The following is a 15,722-nucleotide window of genomic DNA, read 5'->3' as shown; positions in this document are numbered from 1 at the left end:
GTCTCTGTATTCAGAGAGAAGAAAAGTGGTGCACCCGGAGCGATTCGAACGCCCGGCCCTCAGATTCGTAGTCTGATGCTCTATCCAGCTGAGCTACGGGTGCACTGGAGCGCCGCTATTAGGGACGCTGGCAAAGTTGTGCAATAGCTAATTTGCGCTTCAAACCTGCTTGCAGGTCGATTTTCTGCGGATGGCATCAATCGTTGGGAAAGTGCTGGCCGGGGCAACCAATATTCGGATCAACACCAACCCCCTGTCATAACCAACACGGACGGGGTCATAACCCGCTGGCGCCGTCTGCCCCTGCTTCATCAACGCGAGGCGGGCTGGCGCACCTTTCGTATCCCTGTCGCTGCGTACCGCCGCCACATCGGTTCGGGCATCAAAAATGCTCACCGACCAATAATGGTCCGGCACAGGCTGCACATCGACCAGCACTGGCCCTTTGGAGACATCAAAGGCGCAAACGGAATAAGAAAGATCCGGGCTAGGCCGAACGATCGTCTGATTTTCCGCCGTCGTCATCGGCGAGAAAGCAAACTGGTTTGCGGGCGCCTGTTTGCCGACTTTCATAATCGCTGCCTGCATCAACGCGAAAGGCGTGGCCAGCAATGTCGCATGATAGGCCCCAATGGCCATGACGGTGCCTGCCAATATCGGGAATAACCAGCGCCGCATCATACGCACTCCTTGCGTTCAATCGTCGGCAACTGCGCCGTCTCCGGACTTTGGATCGTCGTCGCTGACGGATGGTATAGCCGAAGCGTCAGGTCAAATTTGGGCACTGAACCCGTCGGCAGCCATGTTCCACTTTGCGCCGACGGCGCGACCGTGAAAGACCATCCGCCCGCTTCATCGACCGGAACGGCACTGGCGGGCACCGACCAACGCTTGGCGGCATTTTTCACGAGCCAGCCTTCGCCTTCATATAAGGTTACGCTCCACCAACGGCCATCAAGCTTGCCGCCGCGCACGGTATATGTGCAGCGCCCGTCAAGTGCGCGGCCATCGCTGTCCTTTTGCGCGGTAAAATACATCGCTTCTCTCGAAGGTAAGGCCAGTAGACCACCCAAAGCGACCTTGGCCCGCGTGAGCGCGCTTGCATCCACGGTGCCAAAGCTTTTTCCCGTCTGCCACGGCCCGATTTCGACCGTGCCATCGCTTAATCCGCCACGGACCTGATACACAGCATCAGCCGTGCCGCCAATGAAGCCCAATGCGATACATGCCGCAAATCGGTGCCACGTTTTCATAATGCTCTCCCTCGAACGAAGGTTAGAGCAAAAGATTACTTTCTGGCAAGTGCCGCCTGCGCTGCTGCCAATCGCGCAATAGGCACGCGATAGGGGGAGGCGCTGACATAATCGAGGCCAACCTTTTCACAAAAAGCAATCGACGCCGGATCGCCGCCATGTTCGCCGCAAATGCCAAGCTTGATTTCAGGACGCGTCGCGCGGCCTTTGTTCGCCGCAATTTCGATCAGCTGGCCAACGCCTTCCACATCCAGGCTGACAAACGGGTCGCGGGCGTAAATGCCCTTGTCGACATAATGCGTCAGGAACCGTGCAGCATCATCGCGGCTGACGCCCAAAGTGGTCTGCGTCAGGTCGTTCGTGCCAAAGCTGAAGAAGCTGCCGACTTCAGCGATTTCATCGGCCATCAATGCGGCGCGCGGCAGTTCGATCATCGTGCCGACCAGATATTCGATGCGCTTGCCCTGTTCGGCAAAGACGGCTTCGGCAGCCTTGTCGACAACATCCTTCATCAGCTCAAGCTCGCGGCGCGTGCCGACCAGCGGGATCATGATTTCAGGCACTGGTGCGACCGCCAATGAACAGGCCGCTTCAAATATCGCGCGCGCCTGCATCTCGTAAATTTCGGGATAGGTCACGCCCAAGCGGCACCCGCGATGGCCAAGCATCGGGTTGAATTCATGCAGTTCCGCCGCGCGTTGTTTCAACACTTCCACACCGACACCGGCAGCCGCAGCAACCTCGGCAAATTCGCTTTCCTGATGTGGCAGGAATTCATGCAGCGGCGGATCCAGCAAACGGATGGTGACAGGAAGACCAGCCATCACTTCGAAAATCGCGGCAAAATCCTTACGCTGTTCGGGCAGCAATTTGTCGAGCGCAACGCGGCGGCCCTTTTCATCATCCGCCAGGATCATCTGGCGCACAGCGGTAATGCGCGCGGCATCAAAGAACATATGCTCGGTACGGCACAGGCCAATGCCTTCTGCGCCAAAATCGCGCGCCGTCTGCGCATCCAATGGCGTTTCGGCGTTGGCGCGCACCTTCATCCGGCGACCGGCGTCGGCCCATACCATCAACGTGCCGAAATCACCCACCAGCTCGGGCTGCAACGTCGGGACTTCGCCCGCCATCACTTCGCCGGTGGAACCATCAAGCGTGATGATATCGCCTTCATGCAACGTCCGTCCCGCGATGCGCAGCGTTTTGGCCGCGGCGTCGATCTGAAGGCTGCCAGCACCCGATACGCAAGGACGGCCCATGCCACGTGCGACAACCGCCGCATGGCTCGTCATGCCCCCACGTGCGGTCAGTATGCCGGTTGCGGCGTGCATGCCGTGAATGTCTTCTGGGCTGGTTTCAACGCGCACCAAAATGACGGACTCGCCGCGCTCTTTCCATTTGTCGGCAGTGTCGGCATCAAACACAATTTTGCCCGAAGCTGCGCCGGGCGATGCTGGCAGGCCAGAGGTCAGCACATCGCGCACGGCATCGGGATCCAGCGTCGGGTGCAGCAATTGGTCCAGCGCCATCGGGTCCACGCGCAGGACAGCCTCGTCCGTGGTGATGAGGCCAGCGTCGGCCATATCGACCGCGATTTTCAACGCTGCCTTCGCGGTGCGCTTGCCCGATCGGGTTTGCAGCATCCACAATTTTTCACGCTCAACGGTGAATTCGATATCCTGCATATCGCGATAATGCGTTTCGAGGATGTCGAACACGCGCGCCAGCTCGGCATATACCGCGGGCATGGCTTCTTCCATCGACAAGGGCTTTGCGCCCGCACGTTCACGCGCCGCCTTGGTCAGATATTGCGGGGTACGGATACCCGCGACAACATCTTCGCCCTGCGCATTGATGAGATATTCGCCATAATAAGCATTCTCGCCGGTCGCGGGATCGCGGGTGAAGGCAACGCCCGTTGCGGACGTTTCGCCCATGTTGCCGAACACCATTGCCTGCACATTGACCGCAGTGCCCCAGTCGCCGGGGATATTGTTCAGGCGGCGATAGACCTTTGCCCGATCGGACTCCCATGAACCAAATACAGCGCCAACAGCGCCCCATAATTGGTCATGCACATCTTGCGGAAATGGCTTGCCCCATTCGGCCTGAACCAGCCTTTTATATTCGGCGACCAACGCCTTAAGATCATCGGCAGACAGCTCGGTATCGAGATAATAGCCTTGGTCTTCCTTGGCGATTTCAAGCGCTTCTTCAAACGCGCCATGGTCCAGTTCCAACACCACATCGGCATACATTTGAATGAAGCGGCGATAGCTGTCCCACGCAAAGCGCGCATCGCCCGATGATGCTGCCAAACCTTCTACAGTTTGGTCGTTAAGTCCCAGATTCAAAACGGTATCCATCATGCCGGGCATCGACACACGCGCGCCGGAGCGGACGGACACGAGCAACGGATTGGCCGCATCGCCAAAGGCTTTTCCGGTGACCTGTTCAATATGCGCAAGGCCGCCCGCAACTTCTGCACGCACGCTGTCAGGGAAGCTTTGGCCATTGGCGTAATAGGCGGTGCACATCTCGGTCGTGATCGTGAAGCCGGGGGGGACAGGCAATCCAATAGACGCCATGCCGTCAAGGTTCGCGCCCTTGCCGCCAAGGATATTCTTGTTGCCGCGAACGGTTTCATCGCCGTCCGAAACACCACCACCGAAACGAAATACATATTGGGTCATGCTGCCTCCTGTGTTCCCCTCCCGCAGGCGGGAGGGGCTAGGGGTGGGGCTCGCCTTTGGGCGAGCTTTGCGACGGTTAGGGCAGATGCCCACCCCCGACCCCTCCCGCTTGCGGGAGGGGAGTTTCGCGTCACCCCTCAACCTTCGAAAAATCTGCCACTTGTGTTACCGCATCACGGAACCGCGCCAGCAAGCCCAAACGAAACGCCCGTTTGGCGGGGTCTTCGTCGTTCACCATCACGCCGTCAAAAAACGCATCGATGGGCGCGCGCAGGCTGGCAAGCGCCGCCATTGCGCCTTCGAAATCTTCGGCATCGACGGCGGCCGCGGCATTGGGTGCGGCGGTGTCGAGCGCGGTGAGGAGCGCACGCTCTTCAGCAACCAACTCCGCCGGAGCGGGTGCAGCGGCATCAACACCGTCCGCCGCCTTCAATATGTTCGCCGCGCGCTTATACGCCGCCAACAAATTCGCGCCTTCGGCTGTCGTGATATATGCCTGCAATGCCTTCACCCGGGCGAGCAGCCGGACAAGATCATCCTCACCACCAAGGCTAAACACCGCATCAATCAAATCGTGCCGTACACCCGCTTCGCGTTGTTGGACTTTGAGGCGGTCGGCGAAGAACTTCTGAAGTTCACCGATGATTTTGGGAGTGCTTTCGAGAGGTTCAGGATAGGCATTGTGAGGCTTATCCCAAGCGTAACCTATCTGAATTTGGTTCCAAGATTGAGACCAAAACCGGCGCTTAGTGATGTCCATCACAGAATCTTCTGGTCCGATGAAGTTGATTAAACCAGCGAGTATCGCGGCTATATCGAAGCGAACATTATTCGTCTGAAGCAAGGCCAGCACACCAAAAGCTGAGCGCCTGAGTGCAAACGGATCTTTGGAACCCGTGGGAGCCTGACCCATTGCAAAAAACTGAGCTATACTATCCAGCTTGTCCGCCAAGCTGACCGCCACAGTGACCGGCGCGGTGGGCACATCGTCGCCCTGCCCGACGGGCTTGTAATGGTCGCGGACCGCGTCGGCGACAGCATTCGCTTCGCCTTGCGCGCGGGCGTAATAGCCGCCCATGAGGCCCTGCAGTTCGGGGAACTCGCCAACCATGCCGGTGACGAGGTCAGCCTTGCATAGCCGCGCTGCACGTTCGGCTTGGTCCGCCAGCTCTTGTGTTCCCCGGCGAAGGCCGGGGTCCAGAACCTTATCAGAGGAATCATTGTTTGCGGGCTGGGCCCCGGCCTGCGCCGGGGAGCACGCACCTACAATGCCTTCTTCGACCAACCAGCGCGCCAGCTTGGCAACGCGTTCGACCTTGTCGGCGACGCTGCCCAATTTTTCGTGGAACGTGATCTGCGCAAGCTTCGTCGCTTGGTCGTCCAACGCGACCTTAAGGTCCTGTTCCCAGAAAAATTTCGCATCAGACAGGCGCGCGGCAAGAACCTTCTCATTACCCGCAACAATCGCTGCGCCGCCGTCATGCGCATCGATATTCGCGGTACAGACAAAGGCGTTGGCAAGCTTGCCGTCGCTGTCGTGGCAGACAAAATATTTCTGGTTTACGCGCGCGGTGAGCTGAATAACTTCTTGCGGAACTTCCAAAAACGCGGGGTCAAAACGGCCAAGCATCGGCACGGGCCATTCGGTCAGTCCGGCATTTTCGACGACCAGCCCTTCATCCTCAACCAACGTCAGCCCTGCGGCCGCAGCAGCTGCCTTTGCGCCGTCGCGAATGATCGCGCAGCGTTCGGAGAAGTGCACGAGAACATGGGCCTCGCGAAGCTTTTCAGCATAATCGCCTGCGTTGCCAATAGTGACAGGGCCGCTGTGGTGGAACCGGTGTCCCATGGTCGTCGCGTCGCTGACGATGCCTTCGATTTCGCATGGCACGACATCATTGCCCAATATCGCGACGATGCCTTGCAATGGGCGGACCCAGCGCAGACTTTCCGTCGAAGCCGACCCCGCGCCCCAGCGTTGTGACTTTGGCCATGGGAACGCACGGATAATCGTTGGAATCGCCTCGGCCAGAACATCAGCGGTCTGACGCCCTGCCTTTTCCACGACGGCGAAATACACGCCATCGCGTTCGATCAGCTGATGTTGCGTCAGGCCGGCTTTACGGAGGAAACCCTCCATCGCCTGTGGCGGCGCGCCGACTTTTGGTCCTTTGGTTTCTTCGGACACGGCGTCTGTCGCCAGCGGCAGCCCCGTCGCAATCAACGCCAAACGGCGCGGCGTGGCAAAGGTTTCAACCGAAGCCGCGGCCAACCCGGCCTTGGCCAGCGCATCGTTGAACAAACGCGCCAAGTCCTCCTTGGCCTTCACCTGCATGCGCGCAGGGATTTCTTCAGAGCGAAGTTCCAGCAGAAAATCGGTCATGCCGTCCATCCGTTCTTTTCCATCCATGCCTGGCAGCTGCCTTTGGCGAGGTCGCGGACGCGGCCCATATAGCTGGCGCGTTCCTGCACGGAAATGACGCCGCGCGCCTGAAGTATGTTGAAGATGTGGCTGGCCTTGATCGCCTGTTCATAGGCGGGAATGGGTAGGCTGCGAGCAAGGCAGTTTTCGCACTCCGCAGTCGCCTTTTTAAAGGCATCGAACAGCATGTCGGTGTCGGCAACCTCAAAATGATAGGTGCTCATCTGCCGCTCGTTTTCGCGGAAGACGTCGCCATAAGTAATCGCCGGGCGATCCGCGGTGGCATTGTTATACGCGAGGTCGAAAATGCTGTCCTTGTTCTGGATATACATCGCCAGACGTTCCAGACCATAGGTCAACTCGCCCGAGACCGGCTTGCAATCAAACCCGCCCATTTGTTGGAAATAGGTGAACTGCGTGACTTCCATGCCGTCACACCAGACTTCCCAGCCAAGGCCCCATGCACCCAGCGTCGGGCTTTCCCAGTCGTCTTCGACAAAGCGAATGTCGTGCAACAACGGATCAATGCCAATGGCCTTGAGCGAGCCGAGATACAGTTCCTGAAGGTCCGGCGGGCTTGGTTTCAATATCACCTGATACTGGTAATAGGCGCCGAGCCGGTTGGGGTTTTCGCCATAGCGGCCATCGGTTGGGCGGCGCGACGGCTGCACGAATGCGGCATTCCACGGATCAGGGCCAAGCGCGCGCAAAGTGGTCGCGGTGTGGAAGGTACCAGCACCCATTTCCATATCATAAGGCTGCAATATCGCGCAGCCTTGCTTGCCCCAATAATCATGGAGGGTGAGGATCAGGTCCTGAAAACTAAGTGGTGCGATGTCGGACATGGCCAGCCCTTGGCGGAGATAGGCGGCTAAATCAAGGTTCTGAAAAGCGCGCGCCTCGTTTTGTCAGCCACGCATGGCATTATGTAAGGTGTTGTTGACATATTGCACGTATCGCAATAGTAAGGTTTCCATGACACAATGTCAGGTAGCATCGACTTTTTTCGGGAGTCATTTTTCATGCCTTACGATCCCATGGCGCCGACACCAAGCGAACGGAGCGCGGCCTATTATATCGTCGGCGTTGGCGCAGCAGCCAATCTAGTGTTGCTATCGACGCAATGGGTCACGCTTTCGTCTTTGGTTTCAGGCGGCTGCATTCTCGCCGTTGCGACATCGTTGCTGGTCGCGGTGCTATCGTCTCGTAACGATGATTATTTTCGTCATGTATCATGTATTGCCAGCAGATTTGCGATGGGCATCATTGCAATATGGTTTTGTCTTGCCGCCATCATACACATCGGAAACGGCGCGCAACTTATCGGAGAATGGGCTGGAGGAGGTCTATCGGGCGACAATGTGACGGCGGGACCAAACGACTGGTTCGCATCAGAAACACTGGCGATAACCGTCGCAATGGCATTTCACATCCGTTTCTTTTTCGAACGGTATCGCCGGTGAAAAATCAGCTGAAAGTGCTCCGCGCCATGCGGAACTGGAGCCAAGCCGATTTGGGCGAGCATCTCGATGTATCGCGCCAAGCGGTCAATGCCATCGAGACGGGAAAATATGACCCGTCGCTGCCGCTGGCGTTCAAGATTTCACGGCTGTTTGCATTGCCGATCGAGGAGATATTCGATGACGAATTTGAAGGAGACTAGCATGATTGATCGTGATGAAATCGCCGGTTCAAACGGCCGCCGCAATATGTGGGTTATCGTTTCGGGCTTTGGCATTTTGATCGCTGCAGTTGCCGTTGCGGGTTATCTCGCCGCACATGAGGCGCACGGTGGTGGCGCAATCGGGGCCGATGGAATACTGACATTGTGCGCCTTTGCCACCATCATCATCGGCCTTGCGTTTGCGATCTGGAGGAACGTCAGAAAGATGCAAACCAGTAATGAGGGGCTCACGCGCCGCGAAAAGCTGAATCGCAACATTGTCTGGGGTTTGGGACTGGCCGGTGGTGCAATCGGTCTCCTCCTTGCGTTTTACGACACACGCATTGTGACTTCGGATGCCGGAGCTTTGCCAATCTTTACAGACAGCCCAATGCCGCCAGTCATCGCCCTGATGCTGATCTTTTTCTGGATAGTGATTATGCCGATCATCGCCTGGTTCTGGCACAAGCGCGCAATCGATGAACAGGAAGCAAGCGCCTATCGTGACGGCGGCTATTACGCCGCATACGCATTCATGATCGGCGCGCCAACTTGGTGGATTCTGTGGCGCGGCGGTTTTGTGCCGGAGCCCGATGGCGTGGCCATATTCATGCTCTTTGCGTTAATATGGACGGCGGTCTGGTTCTGGAAAAAATATCGCTGATATCGAAACCATTTACTTACGATTTGTTGCTACCGCGACCTTAAAGGAGAATATCTATGCGTTTACGTTTAAAGTCCGTGCTTGCCGCGACCGCAACATGTGCGCTGGCATGGGCAATACCTGCCGCAGCGCAGACCACGCCAACCGAAGCCCCCGCCGCAATCGAGGCGCTTGCCCCCGTCAAAGCCCCTGCCGTTACCATAAAGGATGTCGATCCCGCTTTGTGGGTGGTGAAGGACGAAGACACCACGGTCTATCTGTTCGGTTCAGTCCATCTTTTGAAACCAGGCCTTGGCTGGTTTGATGATGGCGTAAAGACGGCTTTTGACAGTTCGGACCAGTTGGTATTGGAACTGGTCGAGCCGCCCGCCGCCGAAGTCCAAGCCCTGTTTGGCAAATTGGCGATGGACCAACAGGGCAAGACCGTGCGTTCCAAAATGACCGATGCGGACCGCGCGGTGTATGAGGCGGCCATGGGCAAACTTGGCCTTCCCGCCGCTGCTTTCGACCCGTTTGAGCCATGGGCGGCGGGGATCACTTTGTCCGTCTTAGCAATGCAAAAATCCGGATTCGATCCCAATAGCGGTGTTGAAAAACAGCTAACGGCAGCGGCGAAGGGTAGCAACAAGCCCATCGCGGGACTTGAAACCATGGAATTCCAGTTTGGCTTGTTTGATACCCTGCCGGAGGCGGAACAAATCACTTTCTTAGTCGAAACCGCAAAGCTGATTGATGAAGTGGCCAGCACCACCGACAAGATGGTCGCCATGTGGGCATCGGCCGAAACCGAAAGCCTTGGCCAGCTCATGAACGAGGGCCTGACCAGCCGCACCTTGTACGACGCCCTGCTGACGAAGCGGAATGCCAATTGGGCGAAATGGATTTCGGCGCGCATGGCAAAGCCCGGCGTAACATTCATGGCGGTGGGCGCAGGGCATTTGGCTGGCCCGACGAGCGTTCAAAATCTGCTTCCTGCTTATGGCCTGAACGCAACGCGGGTGGCCTATTAAGTTGTGATGTGTCACACATGTAAGGGCCCGACGATATGCGTTCGGGCCCTTAACGTTTAGCAGGATCGCAATGGACAACACACAACGCACCGATGGCGCTTATGCCGGGTCACTGGAAAGCCCGAACTATCCGGGTCTTTGGCCCAGCGCCGGGTTTATCCTGCTCTATTTTGTGCTGCAGGGGGTGTGTACGGGCCTCATCATGGCCGCGACGGGAGCGAGCAGCGCAATGCCCGTTGTGATAATCTTCGGCCTTGTTGCCGCCGCGATTATGCAATTGTTCCTGATGTGGCTGTATCTGCGCAAGCAAGGGCGGATGGCGATATTGGGGCTCAACAGTTTTGGCAAAATCCCGCTGCGTCAAGCAGCGGCGCTTGCGGTCGTTGTGATCATGGCGGCCATGGCGTTTAATTATATTTACGCGACTTATGTCATCCCCGGTGTCGGAATGCAGGAGGAAATGGCCAAAATCCTTGCCTCCATACCGCGCACGCCCGTGAATATTGCCGCGATATTTTTCGCCATTGCGATTGCGGCGCCGATTGTCGAAGAATTGCTGTTCCGGGGCATGCTGCAAAATGCGGTTGCGAAATATGTGCCCTTTTGGGCGGCAATCCTGCTGTCATCATTCCTGTTCGCGGTCGTACATATGCAGCTTTATGCCATCCCCGGATTGATGTCGCTCAGCATCGCTTTTGGTTATCTCTACCACCGCACAGGATCGCTGCGCACGAACATCATCCTGCACATGGCGAACAATGCGTTTGCTTTGGTCATATCCCAAATTTTGAACTAAACGACGACAGGCTCCAGCAAGCGCAGCGTACCGGCATCGGCGTCAATTTCTGCCATGCCGCCAACGGGCAGCGTGAATTGGTCGGTAATATGCCCGAACCACGCCCCTTGATAGGCAGGAATGCCCAAACCACCCAGATGCTGGGTGAGGACGTCATTCAACGTAAACGAACCGTAGCTGGTGCCTTTGTTGACGCAGTCAGTGCATTGACCAAACACAACGCCTTTCAGGTTTTTTAGCACGCCAGCCTGCCCCAATTGGGTGAGCATCCGGTCGATGCGATATTCCGCCTCGTCCACATCTTCAAGGAACAAGATCGCGCCATTAAAGTCCGGCAAATAAGGGGTTCCGGCAAGCGCAGTCAGCACGGTTAGGTTACCGCCGAGCAGCTTCCCCTGCGCTTTGCCCGTGCCCGTGCCCAAAACGCGTGTGCGCCAGCGACGCTGGGTCAGCCGGTCCTCGTCGCCCTCTGGATTAACAAATGAGGGTGTGCCCGCATCAAAGGCGATTTCGCGGTATATGTCCCATGATGACTTGCCCCATGCGCTGCCCGCATTTGGCCCGTGTAAGGTCACAAAGCCGCCCTTGGCCGCAATCGCCATGTGCAGGGCGGTGATGTCACTAAAGCCCGTCAGCAGCTTGGGATTGGCGCGAATGATGTTCCAATCGAGATAAGGCAAAAGCCGTGCGCTGCCCCATCCGCCGCGCACCGCAAATATCGCCTTTACGTCCTTGTCCGCAAACATCGCGTTGATGTCTGCCGCGCGGTCTTTGTCCTGCCCGGCAAGATAGCCGTAGCGGTTCAACACATGCGGCGCCCGTTTGGGCTTCAGCCCCATTGCGATGATGGCTTCTTCAACCAACTGGATCTGGAACGGCTCGTCACTCGCCGACGCCGGTTCAATCAGGCCGACGGTATCGCCGACGCGCAAACGCGATGGCTTACGCGCGCCTTTTGCCTCAGGCGAAGCCGCCAAAAGCGGTGGGGCCGACAGCATTGCCGCCAGCCCCGCCATAATCTGACGCCGAGTTGCATTGATATCCATACCCGGCGTTCCTTTGCTTAGAACTTCGCTTCGATCGACAATGTGAACGACCGTCCGCGTGGGTCAGCAACGCGTGGTTCCCAGCTGGAGCCGGCACCGGTGTTGCTGTCATAGGTGATCGCAAATGGCGGATCGGTGTCGAACACGTTCCGCACGCCAGCGGTCAGACGATATTGCTTGAGCAGATCGACGCTCACCGACGTGTTATAGGTGACATAGGATTTTACCTTCGGGTTGAAATCCGGACGGACCACTGTGCCATTGGCGATGCCTGGCAATGCCTGGTTTGCGTAACCGTCGCGATAGATTTGCGAGAAGTTGAAGGTGAAGTCATCCTTTGTATAAGACACAAAGGCGCTGTGCTTCCACTTGAGACCCAAATCGCCTGCAAAGGTGAAGCGGCCGATCAAGCTGGGGCCGAACGGTGCCGACGGCAGAAACTTCTCACGCTTTTTCAGCAGATAGGTTCCGTCCAAACCACCGGTAATCACACCGCCGAACGCATCCATGCCGCCACGCAGCGCAACTTCAAGACCCTCTGTCCGACGCGAACCGATATTGTCGGCGCGCAGGTCGATGAGCGTGATGATGTTGTTCGTGCGGGTCACCCGATCGGGGAAGAAGCTGATATTATCGAGCAACTGACGCAGCGTCAGGGCACCAATGGTATCGTCAACCGCGATCGACCAGTAATCGAACGAGGCACTGAAACGGCTCGATGGTTGTAGAACAACGCCAATGCTGTGCTGCTTCGATGTTTCTGGTCCAAGGTTCACGTTACCGCCCGAAAGCGTCTCTGGCGTAATCGCTGAACAGCCCGGAAGCGTGCTGACCGCACCCGTTGCGCAGGTGGTTGGATCCACCAAAGTGTTGCCGGGGTTTGGCGATTGCGTAACGCCGTTGAAAATCTGGTTGAACGCAGGAACGCGGAAGCCCGTATTGAACGATCCACGGAACATCAGCCAATCAAGCGGACGGTACTTTGCCGAAATCTTAGGATTAACCGTCGAACCAAAGCCGCTATAATCGTCCACGCGGAGAGCACCGGTTACTTCAAGCGCTTCAAAAACCGGCACAAGCACTTCGGCATAAGCCGCCTTAACCGTGCGGTTTTTCGCAGTCAGCGCATTATTATTGTCAAAGGCCACGTTGAAAATGTCGGGCGTTCCGGTGACGGCAGCTGGCGAACCGTTGAAGCTATATGTTTCGCGGCGATAATCCACGCCAAGCGCGACCTGAACGGTACCACCGGGCAAATCAAACAGCGATCCGGACACCGAACCATCGAGTTGCTTCACTTCATATTTACCGCCGTACAGCGTTACGCCTTCGGCAGAAATGGCTTTCAGTCCGGCAAGTGCCGCATCAGATTGCGTCAATGAAAACGGGTTCAGGATACCGCTGTTCAGCAGGCCAACAATGCCAGGCTGCGTTGCGCCGGGCGCTGTTGGTGCGCGTGGATCAATGCCGCCAGATACAGCGCCCGTCACACCCGACGCAGCCGCTGCTGCGGCCGAGGCGAAGGTTCCACGATAATGGTAGCCCGTACCCAATACCGACGTCGATTGGCTGCGGGCGTATGATCCACCGGCACGATAATCCCAGCCATCCCACAATGGACCTTCGGCACCCAAAGCGGCGCGCAAGGTTTTTGTGTTGGTTTCATATTCACGCACGTCGCATGACGTACAACGCCAGCGATAGGAAATCGGCTTGCCATAATTGACTGCGATTTGCGGGAAAACGGCGAGCAGCTTGTTATACACGTCATTATAGGTCGATGCTGTCGTTGTGTTCAGCGGATAATATAATGGCAAGGTTGTGGCGTTGCCCGAATATTGGTTGTTCGAAAAACGCTTCGAAGAATCGGCGTCTGATCCCGTGATTTCCGCATAAATTTGATGGTCGCCAAGTTTCGCCGTTGCGCGTCCATAATAAGTCAGCGTTTCCAATGGCTGCTGAAGAACTGCGGCGCGGCCGGTGTCCCACGCACAAGCAAAACGTGCCGAGGTATTGGCCCACAATTGGTCATCATATGCCATGCCCCCATCCATGGATGCGCAACCTGCGCCGCCGGGAAGATCGAGGATGTTGATACCACCCGTGGCCGGAACAGTGGCCCCTGCCTCAAGCAAGGTAACACCGCTTAAAAGCGAACCGGTCGGCGCAAAGAGCGCGTTTGAACCTGTGGCGAACGCTGTCGCAATTGGCGTTCCACGCGTATCAACCGAAAGGCCGCGATTGGGCTGGTTGCCGTTTACAAAGCTGCGCTCAGAACCGTTCAGCGCTTTATTGACGCTTCTGCTGACGGTGGCCAAAATGTTGAAGCCATCTTCGTCCAGGTCGCCATAACCACCCGTCGCCGACAGACGATAAATCGCGCCGCCGCCTGCTTCGGCCATGTCCGTGAAGGCGTTAAGCGCGAGGCCCTGGAAATTTGTTTTGGTGATGAAGTTCATAACACCGCCAATGGCATCGGTTCCGTAAATAGCCGACGCGCCGTCTTTCAGGACTTCCACGCGCTCAAGCGCAGCCATCGGAATTTGGTTCACATCGACCGCTGAACCCGTCAGGCCGTGCGCTGCGACGCGGCGTCCATTGAGCAGCACCAATGTCGATGCCGAACCCTGGCCACGCAAGTTGGCTGCCGACAGGCCGTTGGTGCCGCGCTGCGCACCCGATGTTACGTCCGCATTGGACGCGAGGTTATCCGCACCATTGCCGTTGGTCGACAGGTAAGAGATGAGCTGTTCAGGGCTGTTAATGCCTTCGCGCGTCAGATCGTCGGTGCTGATAATCTGCAAAGGCAGCGCGCTCTTGGCGGGATCCTGCTTGATGCGCGAACCCGTCACGATAATCGCTGCACCTTCATCAGCGGTTTCAGCCGCGGCTGGCGGCGATGCATCTTGCGCAAAGGCAGGCGTGGTAAGGCACGTTGCCAACAAAAGAATCGCGGTTTTTGAATATTTCATATTATCCCCCAGTTATTCTAGCTCACCCCTGAGCCTCGTTTACCATCACACGCTATGCCGACACCTGTTGCAATGCAACTGCATTTGCACGCAGATCGACCAGAATTTCGGCACGAAATTCAAACTATCGCCACTTTGTCTACTTGCTGGGTTGAAAAAACAGGCTTTCCGGCGCACAAGCAAATCATGCTGTCCCAGAAAACCCGCTACGCCATCCGCGCCATGCAGCATCTTGCGGACCATTTCGGCAAAGGGCCTGTGCAGCTAGCCGATATTGCCGAGGCGCAAAAGATTCCGCCCAAATTCCTGACCGTCATTTTGTCCGAACTGACACGTTCGGGGCTCGTCGCATCACAACGCGGCAAGGACGGCGGCTATTGGCTGGGCGTTGCCCCCATCGACATTAGCTATGGCGATCTTATCCGCATCATGCGCGGTTCTTTGGCCTTGGTCCCCTGTGCCAGCCGTTATGCGCATGAGACATGCAAGAATTGCGTCGAGGAAGAAAATTGCCGCACCCGCGCCCTCATGCTTCAGGTGCGCGACAAGACGGCGGACCTGTTGGACGGAATCAATCTGTGCGACAATGTTGACGCTGAAGCATTCGCACAAGCGGCGGAATAATTAGACTGCCGCGCTAAACACATTCTTGGGCGCTCCAAACAAATTCGTGAGATACAAAGCGGTGGCTAAAGAAGTGACTCCCGATTATATATTCACCGTTCCAGCGCAAAAGGCGAGACTTGGATGATTGACTATATTGCCAATATCGATTGGTTTGCCGTCGCGCCTTATATCGCGGTCGGTTTTGCCGCGCAGTTGGTCGATGGCGCGCTTGGAATGGCGTTTGGCGTCATTTGCAGCACATTGTTGGTCAGCGTCATGGGCGTCGCCCCTGCCCGCGCATCTGCTGGCGTGCATTTTGTCGAAATGTTCACAACGGGCGCATCGGGCATCAGCCATGTGTTGCACAAAAATATCGATTGGAAGCTGTTTGCCCGCATTGCCATTCCGGGTGTGATTGGCGGCTGCACCGGCGCCTATCTGTTGGCGAGCATTCATACAGAGGCAGCGCGCCCGTTTGTCATGGGATATCTTACGCTCATCGGCTTTTACCTTCTCTATAAGGCATGGAACTTCGCCCATCAGCACAAGCCCCGCGATCCCAAGGTAACGATGCCACTTGGTCTTGTCGGCGGT

At 57.0% G+C, this 15,722-nt stretch carries 14 protein-coding genes and 1 tRNA gene; 7 read left to right on the top strand and 8 right to left on the bottom strand.

The features are described from left to right. Positions 1 to 26: 26 nt before the first annotated feature. From ACIQ5B_RS06350 to ACIQ5B_RS06325, 6 genes are all read right to left on the bottom strand, one after another. Positions 27 to 103, bottom strand: a tRNA-Arg gene (locus ACIQ5B_RS06350). 56 nt (positions 104 to 159) lie between these two features. After that, positions 160 to 681, bottom strand: coding sequence for a DUF1254 domain-containing protein (locus ACIQ5B_RS06345; RefSeq protein WP_397598281.1), 522 nt, complete (start codon positions 679 to 681; stop codon positions 160 to 162). After that, complete coding sequence (locus ACIQ5B_RS06340) at positions 678 to 1,253, bottom strand: DUF1214 domain-containing protein (RefSeq protein ID WP_397598280.1); 576 nt, start codon at positions 1,251 to 1,253, stop codon at positions 678 to 680. The genes ACIQ5B_RS06345 and ACIQ5B_RS06340 overlap by 4 nt, the downstream gene beginning before the upstream one ends. 35 nt (positions 1,254 to 1,288) lie before the next feature. Next, on the bottom strand, positions 1,289 to 3,949 hold the full coding sequence (gene ppdK, locus ACIQ5B_RS06335; RefSeq protein WP_397598279.1) for a pyruvate, phosphate dikinase: 2,661 nt from the start codon (positions 3,947 to 3,949) through the stop codon (positions 1,289 to 1,291). A gap of 130 nt (positions 3,950 to 4,079) precedes the next feature. Beyond that, positions 4,080 to 6,332, bottom strand: coding sequence for a glycine--tRNA ligase subunit beta (gene glyS, locus ACIQ5B_RS06330; RefSeq protein ID WP_397598282.1), 2,253 nt, complete (start codon positions 6,330 to 6,332; stop codon positions 4,080 to 4,082). Continuing rightward, positions 6,329 to 7,216: a glycine--tRNA ligase subunit alpha gene (locus ACIQ5B_RS06325; RefSeq protein ID WP_397598278.1), complete on the bottom strand. Its 888-nt coding sequence runs from the start codon at positions 7,214 to 7,216 to the stop codon at positions 6,329 to 6,331. Before ACIQ5B_RS06325 ends, glyS begins: the two co-directional genes overlap by 4 nt. A 177-nt stretch (positions 7,217 to 7,393) precedes the next feature. Between ACIQ5B_RS06325 and ACIQ5B_RS06320 the strand changes: the two genes are divergently transcribed. From ACIQ5B_RS06320 to ACIQ5B_RS06300, 5 genes are all read left to right on the top strand, one after another. Then, complete coding sequence (locus tag ACIQ5B_RS06320) at positions 7,394 to 7,834, top strand: hypothetical protein (protein WP_397598277.1); 441 nt, start codon at positions 7,394 to 7,396, stop codon at positions 7,832 to 7,834. Beyond that, positions 7,831 to 8,034: a helix-turn-helix transcriptional regulator gene (locus ACIQ5B_RS06315; protein ID WP_397598276.1), complete on the top strand. Its 204-nt coding sequence runs from the start codon at positions 7,831 to 7,833 to the stop codon at positions 8,032 to 8,034. Before ACIQ5B_RS06320 ends, ACIQ5B_RS06315 begins: the two co-directional genes overlap by 4 nt. A 1-nt stretch (position 8,035) precedes the next feature. Beyond that, on the top strand, positions 8,036 to 8,698 hold the full coding sequence (locus tag ACIQ5B_RS06310) for a hypothetical protein (protein ID WP_397598275.1): 663 nt from the start codon (positions 8,036 to 8,038) through the stop codon (positions 8,696 to 8,698). A 56-nt stretch (positions 8,699 to 8,754) separates the two neighbouring features. Beyond that, on the top strand, positions 8,755 to 9,708 hold the full coding sequence (locus tag ACIQ5B_RS06305; protein ID WP_397598274.1) for a TraB/GumN family protein: 954 nt from the start codon (positions 8,755 to 8,757) through the stop codon (positions 9,706 to 9,708). Positions 9,709 to 9,778: 70 nt separating this feature from the next. Further along, complete coding sequence (locus ACIQ5B_RS06300; protein ID WP_397598273.1) at positions 9,779 to 10,504, top strand: lysostaphin resistance A-like protein; 726 nt, start codon at positions 9,779 to 9,781, stop codon at positions 10,502 to 10,504. Here the strand turns inward: ACIQ5B_RS06300 and ACIQ5B_RS06295 are convergent. Both ACIQ5B_RS06295 and ACIQ5B_RS06290 read right to left on the bottom strand, forming a co-directional pair. Continuing rightward, positions 10,501 to 11,550 (bottom strand): LD-carboxypeptidase, encoded by a 1,050-nt coding sequence (locus tag ACIQ5B_RS06295; RefSeq protein ID WP_397598272.1) that lies wholly within the window; start codon positions 11,548 to 11,550, stop codon positions 10,501 to 10,503. The two genes, ACIQ5B_RS06300 and ACIQ5B_RS06295, sit on opposite strands and share 4 nt — an antisense overlap. Positions 11,551 to 11,567: 17 nt before the next feature. After that, positions 11,568 to 14,522, bottom strand: a complete 2,955-nt coding sequence (locus tag ACIQ5B_RS06290; RefSeq protein WP_397598271.1) for a TonB-dependent receptor domain-containing protein — start codon at positions 14,520 to 14,522, stop codon at positions 11,568 to 11,570. Between the two features lie 186 nt (positions 14,523 to 14,708). Between ACIQ5B_RS06290 and ACIQ5B_RS06285 the strand changes: the two genes are divergently transcribed. Together ACIQ5B_RS06285 and ACIQ5B_RS06280 are read left to right on the top strand one after the other, a co-directional pair. Continuing rightward, positions 14,709 to 15,146, top strand: a complete 438-nt coding sequence (locus tag ACIQ5B_RS06285; protein ID WP_183939784.1) for an Rrf2 family transcriptional regulator — start codon at positions 14,709 to 14,711, stop codon at positions 15,144 to 15,146. 123 nt (positions 15,147 to 15,269) lie between these two features. Beyond that, a partial coding sequence (locus ACIQ5B_RS06280; RefSeq protein WP_397598270.1) for a sulfite exporter TauE/SafE family protein occupies positions 15,270 to 15,722 on the top strand: 453 nt, incomplete at its 3' end.

Origin of the sequence: Sphingorhabdus sp., from assembly GCF_044374345.1 — a bacterium.
In the GTDB taxonomy this organism is placed as follows: Bacteria; Pseudomonadota; Alphaproteobacteria; order Sphingomonadales; family Sphingomonadaceae; genus Sphingorhabdus_B.
Note: the sequence above shows the minus strand (reverse complement) of the source record. Positions and strands in the feature narration are given on the sequence as shown.